The sequence below is a fragment of the Ruegeria marisrubri genome, assembly GCF_001507595.1.
Classification (GTDB): domain Bacteria; phylum Pseudomonadota; class Alphaproteobacteria; order Rhodobacterales; family Rhodobacteraceae; genus Ruegeria; species Ruegeria marisrubri.
Genome location: NZ_LQBQ01000037.1, coordinates 113,678 through 133,096, shown reverse-complemented (window position 1 = coordinate 133,096; position 19,419 = coordinate 113,678). Strand labels below are relative to the sequence as shown.

Annotated in this window: 18 protein-coding genes; 8 read left to right on the top strand and 10 right to left on the bottom strand. The window is 65.3% G+C overall.

The features are described from left to right. Window position 1 precedes the first annotated feature (1 nt). The 3 genes from AVO45_RS17195 to cobU are packed head-to-tail and all read right to left on the bottom strand — an operon-like array spanning window position 2 to window position 1,850. Window positions 2-694 carry a glutathione S-transferase gene (locus tag AVO45_RS17195; protein WP_068349490.1) on the bottom strand — a complete coding sequence of 231 codons (693 nt, stop codon included), beginning with the start codon at window positions 692-694 and terminating at the stop codon, window positions 2-4. Window positions 695-753: 59 nt separating this feature from the next. Continuing rightward, complete coding sequence (locus AVO45_RS17190) at window positions 754-1,332, bottom strand: histidine phosphatase family protein (RefSeq protein ID WP_068349487.1); 579 nt, start codon at window positions 1,330-1,332, stop codon at window positions 754-756. After that, entirely contained in the window at window positions 1,329-1,850 is a 522-nt protein-coding gene (gene cobU, locus AVO45_RS17185) for a bifunctional adenosylcobinamide kinase/adenosylcobinamide-phosphate guanylyltransferase (RefSeq protein ID WP_068349485.1), read from the bottom strand. Before cobU ends, AVO45_RS17190 begins: the two co-directional genes overlap by 4 nt. Before the next feature lie 100 nt (window positions 1,851-1,950). On the opposite strand from cobU, the gene AVO45_RS17180 reads away from it, so the two are divergent. From AVO45_RS17180 to AVO45_RS17160, 5 genes are all read left to right on the top strand, one after another. Next, window positions 1,951-2,829, top strand: coding sequence for an RNA polymerase factor sigma-32 (locus AVO45_RS17180; protein WP_068349483.1), 879 nt, complete (start codon window positions 1,951-1,953; stop codon window positions 2,827-2,829). Next, entirely contained in the window at window positions 2,826-3,653 is an 828-nt protein-coding gene (locus AVO45_RS17175; protein ID WP_068349481.1) for a ChaN family lipoprotein, read from the top strand. The genes AVO45_RS17180 and AVO45_RS17175 overlap by 4 nt, the downstream gene beginning before the upstream one ends. A gap of 78 nt (window positions 3,654-3,731) precedes the next feature. After that, a complete protein-coding gene (gene coaBC / locus AVO45_RS17170) occupies window positions 3,732-4,928 on the top strand; it encodes a bifunctional phosphopantothenoylcysteine decarboxylase/phosphopantothenate--cysteine ligase CoaBC (RefSeq protein WP_068349480.1) in 1,197 nt (398 codons plus the stop codon). A 54-nt stretch (window positions 4,929-4,982) separates the two neighbouring features. Next, window positions 4,983-5,438, top strand: coding sequence for a dUTP diphosphatase (gene dut, locus AVO45_RS17165; RefSeq protein ID WP_068349478.1), 456 nt, complete (start codon window positions 4,983-4,985; stop codon window positions 5,436-5,438). Further along, window positions 5,438-6,487 carry a HesA/MoeB/ThiF family protein gene (locus tag AVO45_RS17160; RefSeq protein WP_068349476.1) on the top strand — a complete coding sequence of 350 codons (1,050 nt, stop codon included), beginning with the start codon at window positions 5,438-5,440 and terminating at the stop codon, window positions 6,485-6,487. The genes dut and AVO45_RS17160 overlap by 1 nt, the downstream gene beginning before the upstream one ends. A gap of 92 nt (window positions 6,488-6,579) precedes the next feature. Here AVO45_RS17160 and AVO45_RS17155 read toward each other — a convergent pair whose 3' ends face one another. Further along, window positions 6,580-7,791: a trans-sulfuration enzyme family protein gene (locus AVO45_RS17155; protein ID WP_068349474.1), complete on the bottom strand. Its 1,212-nt coding sequence runs from the start codon at window positions 7,789-7,791 to the stop codon at window positions 6,580-6,582. Between the two features lie 140 nt (window positions 7,792-7,931). Between AVO45_RS17155 and AVO45_RS17150 the strand changes: the two genes are divergently transcribed. Further along, the gene (locus AVO45_RS17150) at window positions 7,932-9,947 is read left to right on the top strand and encodes a M3 family metallopeptidase (RefSeq protein WP_068349472.1); all 2,016 of its coding nucleotides are present in this window, start codon (window positions 7,932-7,934) and stop codon (window positions 9,945-9,947) included. A gap of 85 nt (window positions 9,948-10,032) precedes the next feature. Here AVO45_RS17150 and AVO45_RS17145 read toward each other — a convergent pair whose 3' ends face one another. The 6 genes from AVO45_RS17145 to AVO45_RS17120 all read right to left on the bottom strand — a co-directional run bounded on the left by AVO45_RS17145 (window position 10,033) and on the right by AVO45_RS17120 (window position 16,603). Next, window positions 10,033-10,965, bottom strand: coding sequence for a 2-hydroxyacid dehydrogenase (locus AVO45_RS17145; protein ID WP_068349470.1), 933 nt, complete (start codon window positions 10,963-10,965; stop codon window positions 10,033-10,035). A 19-nt stretch (window positions 10,966-10,984) separates the two neighbouring features. Further along, window positions 10,985-12,124, bottom strand: a complete 1,140-nt coding sequence (gene rodA / locus AVO45_RS17140) for a rod shape-determining protein RodA (RefSeq protein ID WP_068349469.1) — start codon at window positions 12,122-12,124, stop codon at window positions 10,985-10,987. Further along, a complete protein-coding gene (gene mrdA / locus AVO45_RS17135; RefSeq protein WP_068349468.1) occupies window positions 12,121-14,067 on the bottom strand; it encodes a penicillin-binding protein 2 in 1,947 nt (648 codons plus the stop codon). Before mrdA ends, rodA begins: the two co-directional genes overlap by 4 nt. Continuing rightward, window positions 14,064-14,600 carry a rod shape-determining protein MreD gene (locus AVO45_RS17130; protein ID WP_068349467.1) on the bottom strand — a complete coding sequence of 179 codons (537 nt, stop codon included), beginning with the start codon at window positions 14,598-14,600 and terminating at the stop codon, window positions 14,064-14,066. Before AVO45_RS17130 ends, mrdA begins: the two co-directional genes overlap by 4 nt. Further along, window positions 14,593-15,495, bottom strand: coding sequence for a rod shape-determining protein MreC (gene mreC, locus AVO45_RS17125; protein ID WP_068349465.1), 903 nt, complete (start codon window positions 15,493-15,495; stop codon window positions 14,593-14,595). The genes AVO45_RS17130 and mreC overlap by 8 nt, the downstream gene beginning before the upstream one ends. A 61-nt stretch (window positions 15,496-15,556) precedes the next feature. Continuing rightward, window positions 15,557-16,603, bottom strand: a complete 1,047-nt coding sequence (locus tag AVO45_RS17120) for a rod shape-determining protein (protein WP_068349464.1) — start codon at window positions 16,601-16,603, stop codon at window positions 15,557-15,559. A gap of 154 nt (window positions 16,604-16,757) precedes the next feature. On the opposite strand from AVO45_RS17120, the gene AVO45_RS17115 reads away from it, so the two are divergent. Then, window positions 16,758-17,552 (top strand): 23S rRNA (adenine(2030)-N(6))-methyltransferase RlmJ, encoded by a 795-nt coding sequence (locus AVO45_RS17115; protein WP_068349463.1) that lies wholly within the window; start codon window positions 16,758-16,760, stop codon window positions 17,550-17,552. Window positions 17,553-17,646: 94 nt separating this feature from the next. After that, complete coding sequence (locus tag AVO45_RS17110; protein ID WP_068349461.1) at window positions 17,647-19,389, top strand: adenylate/guanylate cyclase domain-containing protein; 1,743 nt, start codon at window positions 17,647-17,649, stop codon at window positions 19,387-19,389. Window positions 19,390-19,419: the final 30 nt, after the last annotated feature.

The window sequence follows — 19,419 nt, the reverse complement described above, 5'->3', positions numbered from 1 at the left end:
GTTAACGCATTTCGTAGTCCGGCCATTCCGTGACGGGCGGATACACCGGATAGGGGAACGGGTCATAGGTGATTTTCAACGCCTCTTCCCGCCAACGCAGCACGGCCGGGTCCGCCAGCAGCATGTCGCAATAGGCACGGCCTTCGGCCGAAACCGGCAGCCCATAGCCCACGATGCGCGCCGCGATCGGGGTGTAGAACACATCCGCCAGCGAATAGCGCCCGAACAATGGGCCGGCCTCGGCGCCAGAGACGGACCGGGCATGGCCCCAAAGGGCTTCGACGCGGCCCAGATCGGCTTGGGCGTCCGGGGACGGGACAAAACCCTGATAGCAGTGCAAAAGTTGCATCGGGCATTCGCCGCGCAGCGCCGGGAACCCGGCCGCCATCTCGGCGCAAAGCCAGCGGGCCGTGGCGCGCGCTGACGGATCCTCGGGCCAAAGCCCGGCCTCCGGGTGCCGCTCGGCCAGCGTTTCGGCGATGGCGAGGCTTTCTCCGACAACCGTGCCGTCGGGCAGGCGCAAGGTGGGCACCAGCCGCGCGGGCGCCAGCGCGGCCATGTCCGCGGCCATCGTGCCGGAATAGAGGCCGATCATGTGGGTGCGGTAAGGCAGGCCGAATTTCTCGAGCATCAGCCAACCGCGCAGCGACCAACTGGAAAACAGGCGGTCGCCGAGGAAAAGATCATAGGTCATCAGGCGATGATATCCGCCGCGTCAGCTGCCGGCCAAACGGCGATTTGTGCGCTGTTGCATCACGGGCGGTGATTGATCCGGCCCACGTCCCATCCCGTGTCCAGACGGGTGATCTCGGTGACCGACAGGTTGTCGATCCGGTGCGAGAGCGCCTCTTGCGCGTCAAGCTCCAGCGCGCGCTGGATCTGGGTGAGGATGACGCCGAAATGGGCGACGACGATCAAATCCTGCCCTGTATGCATTGCGATAAGCGTGTCGATGGCGGCATCCACACGGGCGCGCACGTCGTTCCAGCTTTCGCCCTTGGGCGGGCGCACCTCGCCGGGATAGTCCCAATAGGCGCGGGCAAGCTCGGGGTCCTCGGCCTCGATCTCGGGGTAGGAGCGCAACTCCCAGCTGCCGAAATGGATTTCGCGCAGGTCGGTCCGGTGGGGCAATCGGGGCCGGCGGCCCTGAATCGCGGTGGCCGTGTCGGCGGCGCGGGACAGGTCGGACGAGATGACCAGCGCCTCCTGGGGCAGGTAGGCCGACAGCCTTTCGATCGCGGCGCGGTCGCTCAGATCGGCAGGCAGATCCGACCAGCCGACCATGGTCCTGGCATGGGTCGGTCCGTGGCGCACGAGATGCAATCGTGTCATGGCAGCTGTCCTTTCAGCACCAATGGCAGCCCGGCCGTGACCTGAACCACGAGATCGGCCTCGGCCGCCAAAGCGATGTTCAACCGGCCCTGCGCCTCGCGGAACTTCCGCGCCAGCGCGTTGTCGGGAACGATGCCTTGGCCGACCTCGTTGGAAACGACGACCACCTGCGCCTCGCAGTCGCGCAGGGCAGTCAGCAGATCGGTCCGGGCCTTGTCCAGATCGCTCTCCGCCAGCAGATGGTTGCTGAGCCACATGGTCGCGCAATCCACGAGGCAGACCTGATCTGCCGTCAGTTCCGACAGCGCCGGGCCAAGGTCCAGAGGTTCCTCGATCGTGGTCCAATCCGGGCCTCGCTGCATGATATGCTGCTCAACCTTCAGGCGCATCTCGTCATCAAATACTTGTGATGTTGCGAGATAAACCCGTGGTTTCCCAGTAGAATCAACGAGTTGCTCGGAAAATGCCGACTTCCCCGAGGCGGCGCCACCAAGAATTAAGGTTAAACTTGGATACACATTTATTACCTTTCTAGTGATCCACCCGGTTTTGTTCTGCGTACTGACGGCAAAACCACAAGGCAAGCCCGGCTCTTGCACATGCTCATGGGAGAACAGCATGGCTTTGGACCACCGGCACGACATGTCGATGTCGCGGCAGGCTATGAAGGCCGAGCTTCTCGATGCTGAAACCGAGAGGCGGCTGGCCTATGCCTGGCGCGACCAGCGGGACGAAAAGGCGCTGCACCGCCTGATCACCGCCTACATGCGGCTAGCGATTTCGATGGCCGCCAAGTTCAAGCGGTATGGCGCGCCGATGAACGACCTGATTCAAGAGGCCGGCCTGGGCCTGATGAAGGCCGCCGACAAGTTCGACCCGGATCGCGGCGTGCGTTTCTCCACCTATGCGACCTGGTGGATCAAGGCCAGCATCCAGGACTATGTGATGCGCAACTGGTCGATGGTGCGGACCGGCTCGACCTCGTCGCAGAAGTCGCTCTTCTTCAACATGCGTCGCGTGCAGGCGCGGCTGGAGCGCGAGGCGGCGCACGAGGGCGTGAAGCTGGATTCGCACCAGATGCACCAGATGATCGCGGCCGAGATCGGCGTCCCGCTGCGGGATGTCGAGATGATGGAGGGCCGTCTGGCCGGCTCGGACTTCTCGCTGAACGCCGTGCAATCCTCGGAAGAGGAAGGGCGCGAGTGGATCGATGTTCTGGAAGATGATCGCGAACAGGCCGCCGAAACCGTCGAGAACCGCCATGACACCGCGCAGCTGCGCGAATGGCTGCTGTCGGCGATGCAGTCCCTGAACGAGCGCGAACGCTTCATCGTGCGCGAACGCAAGCTGCGCGAACCGGCGCGCACGCTGGAAAGCCTCGGCCAGGAACTGGGCCTGTCCAAGGAAAGGGTGCGTCAGCTCGAGGCGGCGGCCTTTTCCAAGATGCGCAAGAGCCTTGAAGCGCAATCGCGCGAGGTGCAACACTTCCTCGCATGAGACAACTTGCGATTCTGGCCTGTGCCTGCCTGGTTTTCGCAGCCGCCCCGTTTCGGGCGGCTGTGGCGTCTGAACTCATTCCCGATGACATCCTGAACCAGATGACCGCCGCCGACGTGGTGATCCTGGGTGAGGTCCACGACAACCCACAGCATCACCGTGTCCAGACCGAGGCGGTCAAGGCGATCAAGCCTTCCGCCGTTGTCTGGGAAATGGTCACGGAAGAGGGCGCGCAGCGCCTTGCGCAAAAGGCGGCCACGAACCCTGAGGAACTGGCCAGGATACTGCGCTGGGCCGAGTCGGGCTGGCCGCCGCTCAGCATGTACTACCCGGTGTTCCAGGCCTCGGACGCGCCGGTCTACGGAGCGATGGTCCCGCGCGCGGCGGCTCAGCACGCGATGGAGGCCGGCCCCGCTGCGGCCATGGGGGCGGACGCGGCACTGTACGGTCTGACCATTCCGCTGCCGCCCGAAGAACAGGCTGCCCGCGAGGCCGATCAACTGGCGGCGCATTGCGATGCGATCCCGCAGGACCTGCTGCCCAAGCTCGTGGCGGCCCAGCGTTTGCGCGATGCAGTTCTAACCCGCGCGATACGTCAGGCGCTGGCCGACACTGGCGGGCCGGTGGTCGTCATCACCGGCAATGGCCACGCGCGCAAGGATCGGGGCATTCCCACCTTCCTGTCGCGGCTGGAGCCGGGCCTGCGCATTTTCGTGCTGGGCCAGTCCGAGGACGGTGCGATTTCAGGCGAGTATGACGCCGTGCTCGACAGCCCCGCCGTCGAACGCGAAGACCCTTGCGAGGCGTTCCGGAAACAGGGCTGACGCGGCGGATTATCCGCTGGCGGAAGCCGAGGCTCTTGCATAATGTCGGGGCGACCCGGGGACTGAAAGAGGCTGGAAATGCTGGCGTCGAAACGCATCTTGCTGATCATCGGAGGCGGGATTGCCGCCTACAAGTCGCTGGACCTGATCCGGCGGCTGCGTGAACGCGGTGCCTCGGTGACGCCGGTCCTGACCCGCGCGGGCGAAGAATTCGTGACTCCGCTTTCCGTTTCGGCCCTGGCGGGGGAAAAGGTTTATCGCGATCTGTTCGACCTGACCGACGAGGCCGAGATGGGTCACATCCAGCTGTCGCGCTCGGCCGATCTGGTGGTGGTGGCGCCGGCGACGGCGGATCTCATGGGCAAGATGGTGGCGGGGCTGGCGAACGATCTGGCGTCGACGCTGCTGATGGCGACGGATACGCCGGTGCTGATCGCGCCGGCCATGAACGTGCGCATGTGGGAACATCCGGCGACCCGCCGCAACCGCGAACAGCTTGTCGCGGACGGGATCACGTTCGTCGGTCCGAACGAGGGCGACATGGCCTGCGGCGAACACGGCCCGGGCCGCATGGCCGAGCCGCTGGAGATCGTCGCCGCGATCGAAGCGGCGCTGGGCAAGGGGCCATTGACTGGCAAACGCATTCTCGTCACTTCGGGCCCCACGCACGAGCCGATAGACCCCGTCCGTTACATCGCCAACCGCTCGTCGGGCGCCCAGGGCACGGCGGTGGCCAGGGCGCTGGCATCGCTCGGGGCCGAGGTCGTTTTCATCACCGGCCCGGCCGAGGTGCCGCCCCCCGATGGCGTTCGGGTCGTGCGGGTCGAAAGCGCACGCGAGATGTCGGATGCAGTGGACGCGGCGCTGCCCGTGGATGCCGGGGTGTTTGCCGCCGCCGTGGCCGACTGGCGAGTGGCCGCCGCGTCGGAGCGCAAGCTGAAGAAAAGCAAGGATGGTTTGCCGGTGCTGGAATTCACTGAAAACCCCGACATTCTGAAGCGGGTGTCGCGGATGGGCGAAGGGCGGCCGGGGCTGGTCGTGGGTTTTGCCGCCGAGACCGACAACGTGATCGAACACGCGACTGCCAAGCGCGCGCGCAAGGGTTGCGACTGGATCGTGGCCAACGATGTCTCTCCCGCGACGGGGATCATGGGCGGTTCCGAGAATGCGGTGACGCTGATAACGGATGCGGGGGCGGAAGAGTGGCCGCGCATGGGCAAGGATGCGGTTGCCGAGCGTCTGGCGCAACGGATCGCTGCTGCGTTGACCGGGTGACAGGTCCGCCTCCGGCGGGAGTATTTTTGAAAAGATGAAGCAGGGGGTGCGCTGATGGTGGCAATCCGTGTGATCCGTGAAGAAGGGGCCGATCCGGCCGTTCCGCTGCCGTCCTACGAGACGGCGGGGGCGGCTGGCGCGGATGTGCGGGCCAACCTTCCCGACCGGGGTTCGATCATGCTCGAGCCCGGACATCGGGTGCTGGTCCCCACCGGTCTGCGGATCGAGATTCCGGCAGGTTTCGAGGTGCAGGTCAGGCCGCGTTCGGGGCTGGCGCTGAAGCATGGGATCACCTTGCCCAACACGCCGGGCACGATCGACAGCGACTATCGCGGCCCGCTTGGGGTAATCGTTCTGAACGCGGGGCAGGAGGTTTTCGAAATCGCCCACGGAGACCGGATCGCGCAGCTTGTTGTCGCGCCGGTCGTGCAAGCGGATTTCGCGCTGGCGGAAGGGCTCAGCGACACGGCCCGCGGTGCGGGTGGCTTTGGATCGACGGGGCGCGGCTGATGGTTCTGGTATTCGTCCTCGCGGCGGCGCTCTGGGGGCTTGGGTATCTGATGGGCGTTTCCCGCGCGGCGCGCCTCGGCTCCGTTGGCGTCCTGTTTGCCGGGGTGCTGCTGGTTCAGTTCATTTTGCCGGACGGGCACCCCTTGCGCGAAGCCACCGGAGGGTCTCTGGCGCTATGGCTGATACTGGGCGGTTTTGCGCTGCTGGCCCTGCTTTATGGGCGGCTGCTTGCCGCTTTGCGCAAGCGGGCCGGTGGGGCAAAGCCCGAGGCGCAGCAGAAACAGCCCGGCAGCTTCTCGGATACCGAACTGGAACGTTATGCCCGCCATATCGTGCTGCGAGAACTCGGTGGCCCCGGGCAGAAAAAGCTGAAAAACGCCCGCGTGCTGGTGATCGGCGCCGGAGGGTTGGGGGCGCCCGCGCTGCAATATCTGGCGGCGGCAGGTGTCGGCACCGTCGGGGTCATCGACGATGACGTTGTCGAGAATGCGAACCTGCAGCGGCAGGTGATCCACCGGGACGCGGATATCGGGGTGCCCAAGGTGTTTTCGGCTCAGGCAGCAATGGTTGCGCAGAACCCGAATGTCACCGCGCGCCCCTATCACCGGCGGCTGACCGAAGACATCGCCGCCGATCTGTTTGCCGACTATGACCTGATCCTCGACGGCACCGACAATTTCGACACCCGCTATCTCTCCAACCGCACCGCGGTGGCCTTGGGAAAACCCCTGATCTCCGGCGCGCTGGCGCAGTGGGAGGGGCAGTTGAGCGTGTTTCACCCCGCCAGTTCGGGCCCCTGTTACCAGTGCATCTTCCCCGAGGCCCCGGCGGCCGGGCTTGCGCCGTCCTGTTCCGAGGCGGGTGTCATCGGGCCGTTGCCGGGGGTCGTCGGGTCGATGATGGCGGTCGAGGCGATCAAGCTGATCACCGGTGCGGGCCAGCCATTGGTGGGCGAAATGCTGATCTATGACGCGCTTTACGGCGAGTCCCGCAAGATCACCCTGTCGAAACGTGCTGATTGCCCGGTCTGCGGCGGCACTTCGACATAGGCGGAACCGCCGCGCGCCTTGGCGCGCGGCCCCGCCCAACGCCGCCAAGGCGCATCCCCGATGCGCCTGCGGGGGCGGGAGCGCCTCTTGGCTCAGCCCAGGGCGCGGTCAAGATCGGCGATCAGGTCCTCGGCATCTTCCAGCCCCACGGACAGCCGGAAAATCCCGTCGCCGGCATAGGCGCGGTAATCCTCCAGTTGCTTCCCTTCCAGCTTGAAGGAGGTGTCCATCAGCCCTTCGGTTCCCATCCAGAAGATCAGGCTGCGGTGGTGGCCAAGCGACACGGCATAGTGGACGACCTCCAAGCGTTCGATCATCTGGCGGGCCATGCGCTCACCGGTGGCGGCATCGCCCACCTGGAAGGAAATCATGCCCGAGGTATTGCTCATCTGCCGCGCCGCCAGTTCCGCCTGCGGGTGCGAGGCCAGACCCGGATAGATTACCCGCGTCACGCGGGGGTCGGCCTCCAGCCACTCGGCAACGGCCTGCGCCCCGGCCTGATGCGCCTTCATCCGCAAGGGCAGGGTCGAGGCCCCGCGCGCGATCAGCCATGCATTGAAGGGCGACAGGACGCCGCCGTGATGGATGGCCGCCTCGGCCCGCATCCGTGCGACCAGATCCGCAGGCCCCGCCACCGCGCCGCCGACCGCATCGCCGTGCCCGCCGATGTATTTCGTGGTCGAGTGCATGGTCAGATCAACCCCCAGCGCCACCGTGTCCAGGCCCAGCGGCGAGGCAAAGGTGGCGTCGCAGCTCAACAGCGCCCCCGCCTGCCGCGCCAGTTCTGATACCGCCGCAAGGTCGGTCAGCCGCCCGATCGGGTTCACGGGTGTCTCGGTGTGGATGAGGCGGGTATTGGGCCGGATCGCCGCCGCCACGGCCTCGATGTCCGACATGTTGACCGGGCTCACCTCGATCCCCATTCGCGGCAGCGTCTCGCGGGCCAGTTCCGCCACACCCGCATAGGAGACATCCGAGATGACCAGGTGATCGCCCGCCGACAGGAAGGTGAAGAAGATCGCGGCGGCCGCCGCCATCCCCGAGGCGGTGGCGAGACATGCTTCGGTGCCCTGCAAGGCCGCGATCTTGGCCTCAAGCCCCGCAACGGTCGGGTTGGCCCAGCGGGAATAGGCATAGGGGCTGTCCGGGGTCAGGTCGTGGGCCGAAAAGCCGGCAACGTCGTCCAACAGATAGGTCGAACTCATGTGGATCGGCGGGGCCGAGGCTTTGGTGGAAGGATCCGGCGGGTTGCCCGCGTGAATGGCTGTGGTCATTGGCCCGGCGTGCCGGTTGCTTTTCGTCATGTCAGATCTCCCTTCGCGCCGAGCCTGCTTGGGCCACGCGCGGGATGCAAGCCACTTCGCGACGGGCGGCGTCGTTTTGTGCGCGTCGCCTCTGGACCATCGGGGGCCGCGCTCCTAGCTTGGCGGCAAAGGAGATACGCATGACCAACCCGATCCTTGCCGACTGGCGGACACCGTTTGAAATCGCCCCCTTCGCACAGATCAGCGACGAGGATTTCGCGCCCGCGCTCGAGCAGGCGCTGGCGTCTCACCGCGCCGAGATCGACGCGATCGCCAACGATCCCGACGCGCCCAGCTTTGCCAATACCGTCGAGGCGCTCGAGGCATCGGGCGAAGATCTGGACAAGGTGCTGTCGGTGTTCTTCACCGTGGCCGGGGCCGACAGCAACCCGACGCGCGAGGCACTGCAGCGCGAATTTTCCCCAAAGCTTGCTGCGCATTACTCGGAGATTTCGGCCAACAAGGCCCTGTTCCGCCGCGTGGCGGATCTCTGGGAGAGGCGTGAGGAGTTGGACCTGACGGAGGAACAGCAGCGGGTTCTGATGCTGACCCATCGCAGTTTCGTCCGGGCCGGCGCGGCGCTGGAGGGGGCCGAGGAAGAGCGGATGAAAGAGATCAAGGCGCGTCTGGCGAGCCTCGGCACCGCCTTCACCCAGAACCTTCTGGCGGATGAGCGCGACTGGTTCATGCCGCTGGCCGAAGAGGACTTGGCCGGCCTGCCCGATTTCGTCGTCGATGCGGCCCGCGCGGCGGGGCGGGAAAAGGGGGCCGAGGGGCCGGTGGTCACCCTGTCGCGCTCGCTGATCGTGCCGTTTTTGCAATTCTCGCCGCGCCGGGATCTGCGCGAGAAAGCCTATCGTGCCTGGGCCGCGCGCGGGGCCAATGGTGGCGCGACCGACAACCGCGCCATCGCGGCCGAGATCCTGAAGCTGCGCGAAGAGCGCGCCAGGCTGCTCGGTTATGACAATTTCGCCGAATACAAGCTGGAAACCGAAATGGCCCGCACGCCGGACCGGGTGCGCGATCTGCTGATGCAGGTGTGGGAGCCCGCGAAAGCCCGAGCCGAGGCTGATGCCGAGGCGATGACCGAGATGCTGCGCGCCGACGGGGTCAACGGTCCGCTGGAGGCATGGGACTGGCGTTATTACGCGGAAAAGCGGCGCAAGGCCGAGCATGATCTCGATGAGGCGGCGCTGAAGCCCTATCTGCAGCTTGAGCGGATGATCGAGGCCTCGTTTGCCTGCGCCAACCGCCTGTTCGGGCTGGAGTTCCAGCCGTTGGATGTAGATCTATTCCACCCCGATTGCCGGGCCTGGGAGGTGACCCGCGAGGGCAAGCATGTGGCCGTGTTCATCGGCGACTATTTCGCGCGCGGCTCGAAACGCTCGGGGGCGTGGTGCAGCGCCATGCGCCAACAGGCGAAGTTCCCGAAGGAACAGGCGCCGGTGGTCATCAACGTGTGCAACTTCGCCAAGGGCGAGCCCGCGCTGTTGTCCTATGACGATGCCCGGACCCTGTTCCACGAATTCGGCCACGCGCTGCACCAGATGCTGTCGAACGTGACCTATGAAAGCATCTCGGGCACCAGCGTCGCGCGCGATTTCGTGGAACTGCCCAGCCAGCTCTACGAGCACTGGCTGGAGGTGCCCGAGGTGCTGTCGGAATTCGCCACCCATGCCGAGACCGGCGCGCCGATGCCGCAGGAGATGCTGGACAGGGTGCTGAAGGCCGCCAATTTCGACCAGGGGTTCCAGACCGTTGAATACGTCGCCTCTGCGCTGGTCGACCTGGCCTTCCATGACGGGCCGGCGCCGGCCGACCCGATGGCGAAACAGGCCGAGGTTCTGGCCGGGATCGGCATGCCTCATGCCATCGGAATGCGCCACGCGACGCCGCATTTCGCCCATGTGTTTGCCGGGGACGGCTACAGCTCGGGCTACTACAGCTACATGTGGTCCGAGGTCATGGATGCAGATGCCTTTGCCGCGTTCGAAGAGGCGGGCGGACCCTTCGACCCCGAGCGGGCCCGGGCGCTGGAGGAGAACATCCTGTCAACTGGTGGCTCGAAAGAGGCCGAAGAGCTGTACCTGGCTTTCCGCGGGCGCCTGCCGGGCGTCGAGGCCCTGCTCAAGGGGCGAGGTCTGGTGGCCGCCTGAGATCGGGGTTGCGCCCTGCGGGCGCAGCCTCCGGCGGGAGTATTTTTGAAAAGATGAAGTGGGTGGGCTGTCGCCTGCCTGTGGTTCAGTAGCCGAGGGTGCGGTCGACCAGGTGCAGGAACGGCTCGCCCGCCTCGCCGCGGCGGATGTTTTCGCAGATCACCTGCGCGGCGGTTTCCGGCCGCGTTTCGGAGGCGATATGCGGGGTGACGGTAACGTTGGGGTGCGACCAGTAGGGATGCTCGGGCGGCAGCGGCTCGGTTCGGAAAACGTCTAGCGTGGCATGGCCGATCTGGCCGGAGTCCAGCGCGGACAGCAGGGCCTCGTCATCTATCAGAGCGCCGCGGCCGGGATTGATGACGCGGGCGCCCTTGGGCAGCAGGGCCAGGGTCTCGGCGTTCAGCGTGTTTTCCGTGGCCGGGGTGTCGGGCAGCAGAAGAACGACGATCTCGGCCGATGACAGGGCGGCACACAGCCCGTCCGCGCCGTGCAGGCAGATCACCCCGGCGAGGGACTTGGGCGAGCGGCTCCAGCCCGTGACGTTGAAATTCAGGGCGGCCAGGGCTTGGGCTGCGGCCCTTCCCAAGGCGCCAAGCCCCAGGACGGCAACCCGGCGTTGGCTTGCCAGCGGCGGCGGATCGGGGATCCAGATCCCGTCCTGCCCCGTGATATGCCTGTCGATGCCCAGATGATAGCGCAGAACGTGGCCCACGACCCATTCGGTCATGCCTTGCGTCAGGCCGTGATCCACCATGCGGGCCAGCGGAACGGTCAGGGTGTCGTTGCCGACGATGCTCTCGACCCCGGCCCACAGGCTGAGAACCGCCTTGAGTCTTGTGTAGGGAGAGAAATCGCTCAGCCCGCCATTCGGCGCATAGACCACGTAGTCGACCTCATCGGCTGCAAGGTCGGTGGCCAGCGTGAAGTCCAGACCCGCGTCTTTCAGACCCTGTGTCAGAAGCGGTTGATATACCGGCCACAGGGCAGGGCGTGCTGAGAAGAGGATGTTCACGGGCATTTGGTGGACTCGCTACGGATTATCTTGGGCGGTGGATATGGGCGCTTTGGACGATGCCGAAGGCGGCCATGAGAACCAGCATGGCCGAGCCGCCATAGCTGACCATCGGCAGCGGCACGCCGACGACGGGGGCAAGACCCATCACCATCGACATGTTCACGGCAAAGAACAGGAAGAAGTTCAGTGCGATGCCCAGCGTGACCAGGGACGAAAACCGGTCTTTCGTGGCCAGCGCCGTGACCATGCAGAAGATCAGGATCAGCGCGTAGAGGGCCAGCAGGGAAATGCCGCCGACAAAGCCGAACTCCTCGGCCAGCGTCGTGAAGATGAAGTCGGTGTGTTTTTCCGGCAGGAAGTTCAGCCTGGACTGGGTTCCCTGCATGAAGCCCCGCCCGCTCCAGCCGCCCGATCCGAGCGCGATCTTGGACTGGGTGATGTGGTAGCCCGCCCCCAGCGGATCGGTCGAGGGGTCGAGAAAGGTGTCGATCCGCTTGAACTGGTAGTCCTTCAGCAGTTGCCAGTCGGTGCCGCGGCTCTTGAACACCGCCGTCACCAGGCCGACGCCTGCGGCGATCACCGCTGCGAAATAGGCCCAGTGAACCCCGGCCAGAAACATCAGGCCGCCGCCCGCGGCGAGCAGCAGGATGGAGGTGCCGAGATCGGGTTGTTTGAGAACCAGAAATGTCGGGAACAGGATGATGAGCACGGGCAGCAGCACCCAGAACGGACGCGAGGTCTTGTGTTCCGGCAACCAGTCGTAATAGGCGGCCAGCAGCATCACCAGGGTGATCTTCATCAACTCTGACGGCTGCAGGCGCATGAAGCCAAGATCGATCCATCGCTGCGCGCCCATGCCGACGGTTCCCATGAACTCGACGAGGATCAGCAGGACGACCGTGCCCAGATAGGCGAGCAGCGCCATGTTGCGCCAGAACCAGATCGGCACGAACGCCACGATGAACATCACCGCCAGCCCGAGGCCAAAGCGTTCCATCTGCGGTTCGGCCCACGGCATGAACGATCCGCCGGCGACGGAATAGAGCATGAGAAAGCCGGCGCTGGCCACGCTGATCAGCAGCAGCACCAATGGCCAGTTCAGGTAAAGAACCTTGCGGAAGCCGGTCGGCGTGGATTTGACCGCGTGTTCCAGATAGCTCATGCGCGATCCTTTTCATCCGGTCGTGCCCGGGGCCGGTGATCGCCCTCCAGGCGTTTCTGCTGTTCCTTGATGCGCTCGCGGTCTGCCACGGGATACGCCTCGAGCGGCGGGGTGCCCCCATAAAGCGCCTGAAGCATGATGTCCCGCGCCACCGGCGCCGCCGCCTTGGAGCCGCCGCCGCCATGCTCGACCACCACGGACACGGCGTATTTGGGCTTGTCGAACGGGGCGAAGCAGACGAACAGCGCGTGATCGCGGCGCTCCCACGGGAGGTCCTCGTTGCGGATGACGCCGGCCGCGCGCTCGGCGGCGGTGATGTTTCGGACCTGGCTGGTGCCGGTCTTGCCGGCCATGCGGTAGAGGTCTTCGATGATGCGGCTGCGATAGGCGGTGCCGCGGCGGTCATTGGATACCGCGAACATGGCTTTCTGCACCTGTTGCAGATTGTTCCTGTTGACCGGCAGGTCCTCGCCCGCGCCCGAGGGCTGTTCGACCCCGTTGATCGACTTGACCAGCCTTGGTGTGACCGAACGGCCTGTCGCGATCCGCGCCGACATGACGGCCAGTTGCAGCGGCGAGGCCAGCATGTAGCCCTGCCCGATGGAGGCGTTCGCCGTATCGCCCACCAGCCAGTCCTGCCCGTGAACGCGGCTCTTCCAATCCTGGTTCGGGGCCAGCCCTTCGGCAACGGCGGACATCGGCAGATCGTGGCGGATTCCCAACCCGAAGGTGCGCGCCATTTCCGATATCCGGTCGATGCCGACCTTCAGCGCCAAGTCGTAGTAGTAAACGTCGCAACTTTGCTTGAGCGAATTCTCCAGGTCCATGTGGCCATGGCCACCACGTTTCCAGCAGTGGAAACGACGGCTGCCGACCTTGAGGAAACCGGGGCAATACACCGTGTCATTCGGCCCGACGATACCGGCCTCGAGCGCGGCCATGGCGGTGATCATCTTGAAGGTCGAACCGGGCGGATAGGTGCCCTGAACACTCTTGTTCGACAGCGGGCGGTACTTGTCCTCGATCAGTGCCCGGTAGTCGGCAACCGAGATCCCGCGAACAAAGAGGTTCGGGTCGAAACTTGGGGCCGAGCAGATGGCCCTCAGGTCGCCGGTTTCGACGTCGATCACGACCGCCGCCGCGCTCTCGCCGCTCAGGCGGGCCTGGACGTATTGCTGCAAGTCCGCGTCAACGGTCAGCTGCAGGTCGGCCCCGGCCTGACCTTCGCGCCGGTCCAGTTCACGCATGATCCGGCCGGTCGCGTTGACCTCGACCCGCTTGGCCCCGGCCTTGCCACGCAGCAGGTCTTCCTTCTTGGCCTCAAGTCCGACCTTGCCGATCTGAAAGCGCGGGATCATCAACACCGGCTCGGGGTCTTCCATCTTGCTCAGGTCGTAGTCGCTGACAGGTCCGACATAGCCCACCACATGGGCGAAATCCTCGTAGCGCGGGTAGTGTCTGGTCAGGCCGACCTCGGGCGTGATGCCGGGCAGGGCGGGCGCGTTGATCGCGACCTTGGAAATATCCTCCCACGTCACCTGGTCGGCGAGTGTCACCGGCAGGAAGGGCGCGGAACGGCGCATTTCGGTGCGCGCGCGCTCGAGCTCTTCTTCCTGCAGCGGGATCAGTTTTGACAGGTTGGCGATCACAGCGTCGACATCCCCCGCATCTTCGCGCACGATGACGATGCGGTACGAGGGTGTATTCTGGCCTATGATCTTGCCGTTCCGGTCGAAAATTTCGCCCCGTTTCGGCGGAATGAGCCGGATGTTGATCCGGTTTTCCTCGGCCAGCAGCCGGAACTGATCGGCCTGCTCGACCTGCAGGTAGCGCATCCGCATCGCGAGGCCGCCCATGAAGACCGCCTGCAGTCCACCAACAAAAAGCGCGCGCCGCGTGAAACGTTTCTGGAGCCGGCCGAGTTCCTTGGGATTCCGTCTCACGCGCGCCCTCCCAGAGCATCGGATTCCGACAGCGCCGGGCGGCGGACCCCGAACAGGCCCTTGCTGATCCAGACCACCAGGGGATAGGTCGCGAGGGTTGCGGCGACCTGCAGAATGACCAGCCACAACGGTGCCTGTTGCACGGCGGTGATCCACAATACGGCACGGTTGCAAAAGGCGATTGCCACGATGACGATCCCGACCGTCAACCATTCTGCGGCGAACCCGGCATCGCGCATTCCCGGTGCCGCCGACCTCAGATAGGCGCTGCCCGCCACGACCAGCGCGGCCAGCAGGCCGGGGGGGCGCTGCAACAGCAGGTCGGCCATCAGCATCACCACGGCTATGCTGAGCAGGGGAACGTAGTCGGGTCGGCGCAGCACCCAGGCCAGGGTGAGCGCGACAAGCAGGTCCGGCGGCGCCCAGCGGGCCGGCAGGGTGCCCAGCGGCAAAAGGTGAAAGAACAGGATCAACAGCGCCAGCAAAGGATAGAGCGCCCGCATCAACCACAGGTGCAACTGGGGTCTATCCATCTGCGGCCTCCGCAGAGGGCAGAGGAGCGTGCGGGCTTCTGGAGCCGACGATTCCCCCCGGATCGCTGATCGGTTCCGGCGGGTGATAACGCAGCACGCGCAGGTACTCCAACCGTTCGAAATCCGCTGAAAGCCGGACGCGCAGACGCCCGCCGGGATCCTGAGCAACCTGCCCGATCAGAATGCCCGCAGGGAACACGCCGCCGTCGCCCGAGGTGATCACCCGGTCTCCAGGGCGCACCAGTTCGCGGTTTTCGAGAAAGTCGATCACGGGGGCCGCCGTGTTGTCGCCGACGATCAGGGCGGTCTGTCCCGACGGCTGGATCGTCGCTGGAATGGCGCTGGCGGCGTCCGTCACCAGGAGCACGCGCGATGTTTCCGTCCCGACCCCCGAGATCCGGCCGACCAGCCCGATCCCGTCCATCGCGGCCCAGCCATCGACGATCCCATCGCGCTCACCGATGTTGAGCAGCACCGATTGCCGGAACGGAGATCCGCTGTCGGCCATCACCACGCCCGTGACGTAGGTCAGGCGCGGGTCGAGGCGGACATTGTTCAGGTCCAGCAGGCGCGCATTCTCCTGCTCAAGCTGCAGGGCGGCCTCTTTCCAGGCCCGCATCCGGCGCAGCTCGCTGCGCAGTTCCCGGTTCTGCTCGCTCAGCCGCTGGTAGCTCTGGAAATCGCGCACCAGGTTGATGGTCGCCGTGACCGGAACCATGGCCCAGTCCATCGACGGCACGACCTTGTCGGCCACCTGCGCGCGAAACCGTTCGACGCGCGGGCTGTCGATCCGCCAGACAAGAAAGATCCCCAGCAGGCACAGCAGCAGAACCCCCAGAAGCAACCGGCGCAGGGGGGCTGAATAATCCTCGCGCTGTGATCGGTCCTTGCTCACAGGACTCCTTCCGGTGCGGTCCGCGCCGTAGTCTTGACCCGCGATTCAGAGGGTGCGCGCCTCAGCTGTCGTAGTCAATCGCGTGGCGCAGTTGTTTTTCGTATTCCAGCGCCTTGCCGGTGCCCAGCGCCACGCAGTTCAGGCTTTCGTCGGCGATCGACACGGCCAGGCCGGTCTGCTCGCGCAGGGCCAGATCCAGATCCCCCAGCAGAGCGCCGCCGCCGGTCAGCATGACGCCACGGTCAACGATGTCGGCCGCAAGATCGGGCGGAGTGGTTTCCAGCGCGGTCATCACGGCTTCGCAGATCTGTTGCACCGGCTCGGCAAGGGCCTCGGCAACCTGGGCCTGGCTGATCTCGATCTCTTTCGGAACGCCGTTCAGCAGGTCCCGGCCTCGGATCTGCATCGTCTGGCCGCGGCCGTCGTCGGGCATACGTGCGGTGCCGATGGTGGTCTTGATGCGCTCTGCCGTCGATTCGCCGACCAGCAGGTTCTGCTGGCGGCGCAGGTAGTTGATGATCGCCTCGTCCATGCGGTCGCCGCCGACGCGGACCGAGCGGGCATAGACGATGTCGCCCAGCGACAGGACCGCAACCTCGGTGGTGCCGCCGCCGATATCCACGACCATGTTGCCGGTGGGATCGGTGATCGGCATGCCCGCGCCGATGGCCGCCGCGATCGGTTCGGCGATCAGACCGGCGCGGCGGGCGCCTGCCGACAGAACCGACTGGCGGATGGCGCGCTTTTCAACCGGGGTCGCGCCATGCGGCACGCAGACGATGATCTTGGGTTTCGAAAAGGTCGAGCGCTTGTGCACCTTGCGGATGAAATGCTTGATCATCTCTTCGGCGGTGTCGAAGTCGGCGATGACACCTTCGCGCATCGGGCGGATGGCCTCGATCGAGCCGGGGGTGCGGCCCAGCATGAGCTTGGCGTCCTCGCCCACGGCCAGAACCTTTTTCATGCCGTCCTTGACGTGGTAGGCGACAACCGATGGCTCGGACAGGATCACGCCGCGGCCCTTGACATAGACCAGCGTGTTCGCCGTCCCGAGGTCGATGGCCATGTCCGCTGTGAACAGGCCGCCCAGATTGTCAAAGATCCCCATGTCTTGTGGTCCTGCTTTTCAGATTATTCTCTCGTCCTCGACTCGACGGGTTCGGGACGGATGACTTATAGGGTGCCAAGCCGCCCTGTAAAAGGCCTGATTCCGTGACGATCAGCGCCTTTCCGCCTCTTTTGGAAGGACATTAGAAGGCAATATGCTGTCATATCAACATATTTACCACGCCGGCAATCTGGCGGATGTGCACAAGCACGCGCTTTTGGCTTGGATTCTCAGCTATTTGGCGAAAAAGGACAAACCGCTGAGCTATGTCGAAACGCATTCGGGGCGCGGGCTGTATCAGCTCGACGCCGACGAGGCGGTGCGCACCGGCGAGGCCGCGGCAGGGATCGAGCGGGTCGAGCGCGAGGCCTGGTTCGGCGAGGAACACCCCTTGGCGCGGGCCCTGGCCAAAGTGCGCGCGCAATACGGGGCCAAGGCCTATCCCGGCTCGCCCCTGATCGCGGCCAGCCTGCTGCGGCCGCAGGACAGCCTGCATTTCGCCGAACTGCACCCGCGGGAACACGCCGCGCTGCGCAAGGCCCTGACGCCTTTCGGCGCCAAGGTCTATCGGCAGGACGGGTTCGAGCTGGCCCAGTCTCTGCTGCCGCCGACCCCGCGGCGGGGCATGCTGCTGATCGACCCCAGCTACGAGGTCAAGGCAGACTATGACCGCCTGCCCGGCATCATCGCCAAGCTGCACCGCAAGTGGAACGTGGGCGTGATCGCCCTGTGGTATCCGATCCTGACCGATGGCCGCCACAAGCCGATGGTCGAGGCGCTCAAGAGGCAGAACCTTCCCAAGGCGGTCTGCCACGAGGTTCGCTTTCCGGCGGCGCGGGAAGGTCATCGCATGGTCGGTTCGGGCATGTTCGTCATCAACGCACCGTTCGGGATCGAGGATGAAACCGCGGCGCTGGACGCTCTGTTCGGACAGCGTGCGGCGCGATAGGCCCGCTGCACCCGTGTTCCGGCCGCCCGGCCCTCAACCGAAAGAATTTGGAGAACCGCCAGCCGCGGACTAGTATCCCATTGGGAGGGTCGCGATGGATCGCAGACTTGCGGCCGTATTGGCGGCTGACATGGTGGGGTACAGCCGGTTGATGGAATCCGACGAGCAGGGCACGCTCGCCCGGCTCCGGACTCATCGGATCGAGTTGATCGACCCGTCGATCTCAAGACACCGGGGCACCATCATCAAGACCACCGGCGACGGCATGCTGGTGGAGTTTGCCAGCGCGCAAGACGCCGTGGCCTGCGCGGTCGAGGTGCAGACCCGCATGTGCCGGCGCAACATGGACGTGCCCGAGGATCGCCGCATCCGTTTTCGCATCGGGGTCAATCTCGGCGACATCATCTTTGAGGACGACGACATATTCGGCAGCGGCGTCAACGTCGCGGCACGGCTCGAACAGGCCGCCGGGGTGGGGGAAATCCTGATCTCCTCTGCCGTGCACGAGCAGGTCTGTCGCCGGATGGAGCTGCAGTTCGAGGACATGGGCAACCTTGAACTGAAGAACATCAGCCAGCCCGTTCAGGCCTTCCGGGTGGCGCTCGACATGCCGGCCCCGCCGGTCGCGCAAGGCGAAACGGCCGGCGGAGGCGACACGCGGGTCGTCAAGCCCACCATCGCGGTTCTGCCCTTTGCGAACATGAGCGGGGATCCCGACCAGGAGTTCTTCGTCGATGGCCTGACCGAGGATCTGCTGACCGAACTCAGCCGCCGGCACGAATTGTTCGTGATCTCGCGCAACTCCAGCTTCGTCTACAAGGGGCAGGCGGTGAATGTCCGCGAGGTGGCCGAGAAACTGGGGGCGCAATACATCGTCGAGGGCAGCGTCCGAAAGGCCGGCAACCGGCTGCGGGTCACGGTCCAGCTGATCGACAGCCACAACGACGCCCATGTCTGGGCCGAGAAATACGACCGGGATCTGGACGACATCTTCGCCATTCAGGACGAGATCACATCGTCCGTGGTGGCGACTCTGCCGGGGCGGATCGAGGCCTCGCAGCAGGAAGAGCTGTCGCGCAAGAAACCGTCGAACCTGGCGGCCTATGAATGCGTGCTGGCTGCCAAGGTGCTGCATCACCGCAGCGCGCGGGAGGACAATGCCGAGGCGCAGAAACTGATCGACCGCGCGATAGAACTGGACCCGGACTATGCCCATGCCCATGCCTGGCGCGGCTGCATCCGCGGGCAGGCCTGGGCCTATGGCTGGTGCGACGATCCCGAAAAGATGCTGGAAAAATGCGTCGAGTCCGTCACCAAGGCGGCCGCGCTGGACGACAATGACGCCGACGTGCACCGGCTGATGGCCGCGGTCGAGATCATCCGCAACAATCTGGGCCGGGCGCGCTATCACCAGGAACGAGCGCTGTCGCTCAATCCGAACTACGATCTGGTCGTCGTGCAGATGGGCGAATTGCTGACCTGGAGCGGCCAACCCGAAGAGGGGGCCGAGTGGATCGAGAAGGCGATGCGCCTGAACCCGCACCACCCCGCGCGCTTCTGGAGCCATCTGGGCAAGGCGCATTTCTGCGGGCGGCACTACGAGCAGGCCATCGAGGACTTCCACCGCCTGCCGATGCTGGATGAATCGCAGCACGCCTTCGTCGCGGCCTGCCACGGCTGGTTGGGCAACGAGACCGAAGCCAGGCGCCACGCCGACGCGATCCGCGCGGCCAACCCGGATTTCAAGGCCGAAGACCTGCTTGCCGCGATGCACTACGGCCGTGCGGAAGACCTGCAACATTTCCGGCAGGGTCTGGAAAAGGCGGGACTAACCTGAGAGCGGCGGTTTTGTATGGTGCAGGTAGAT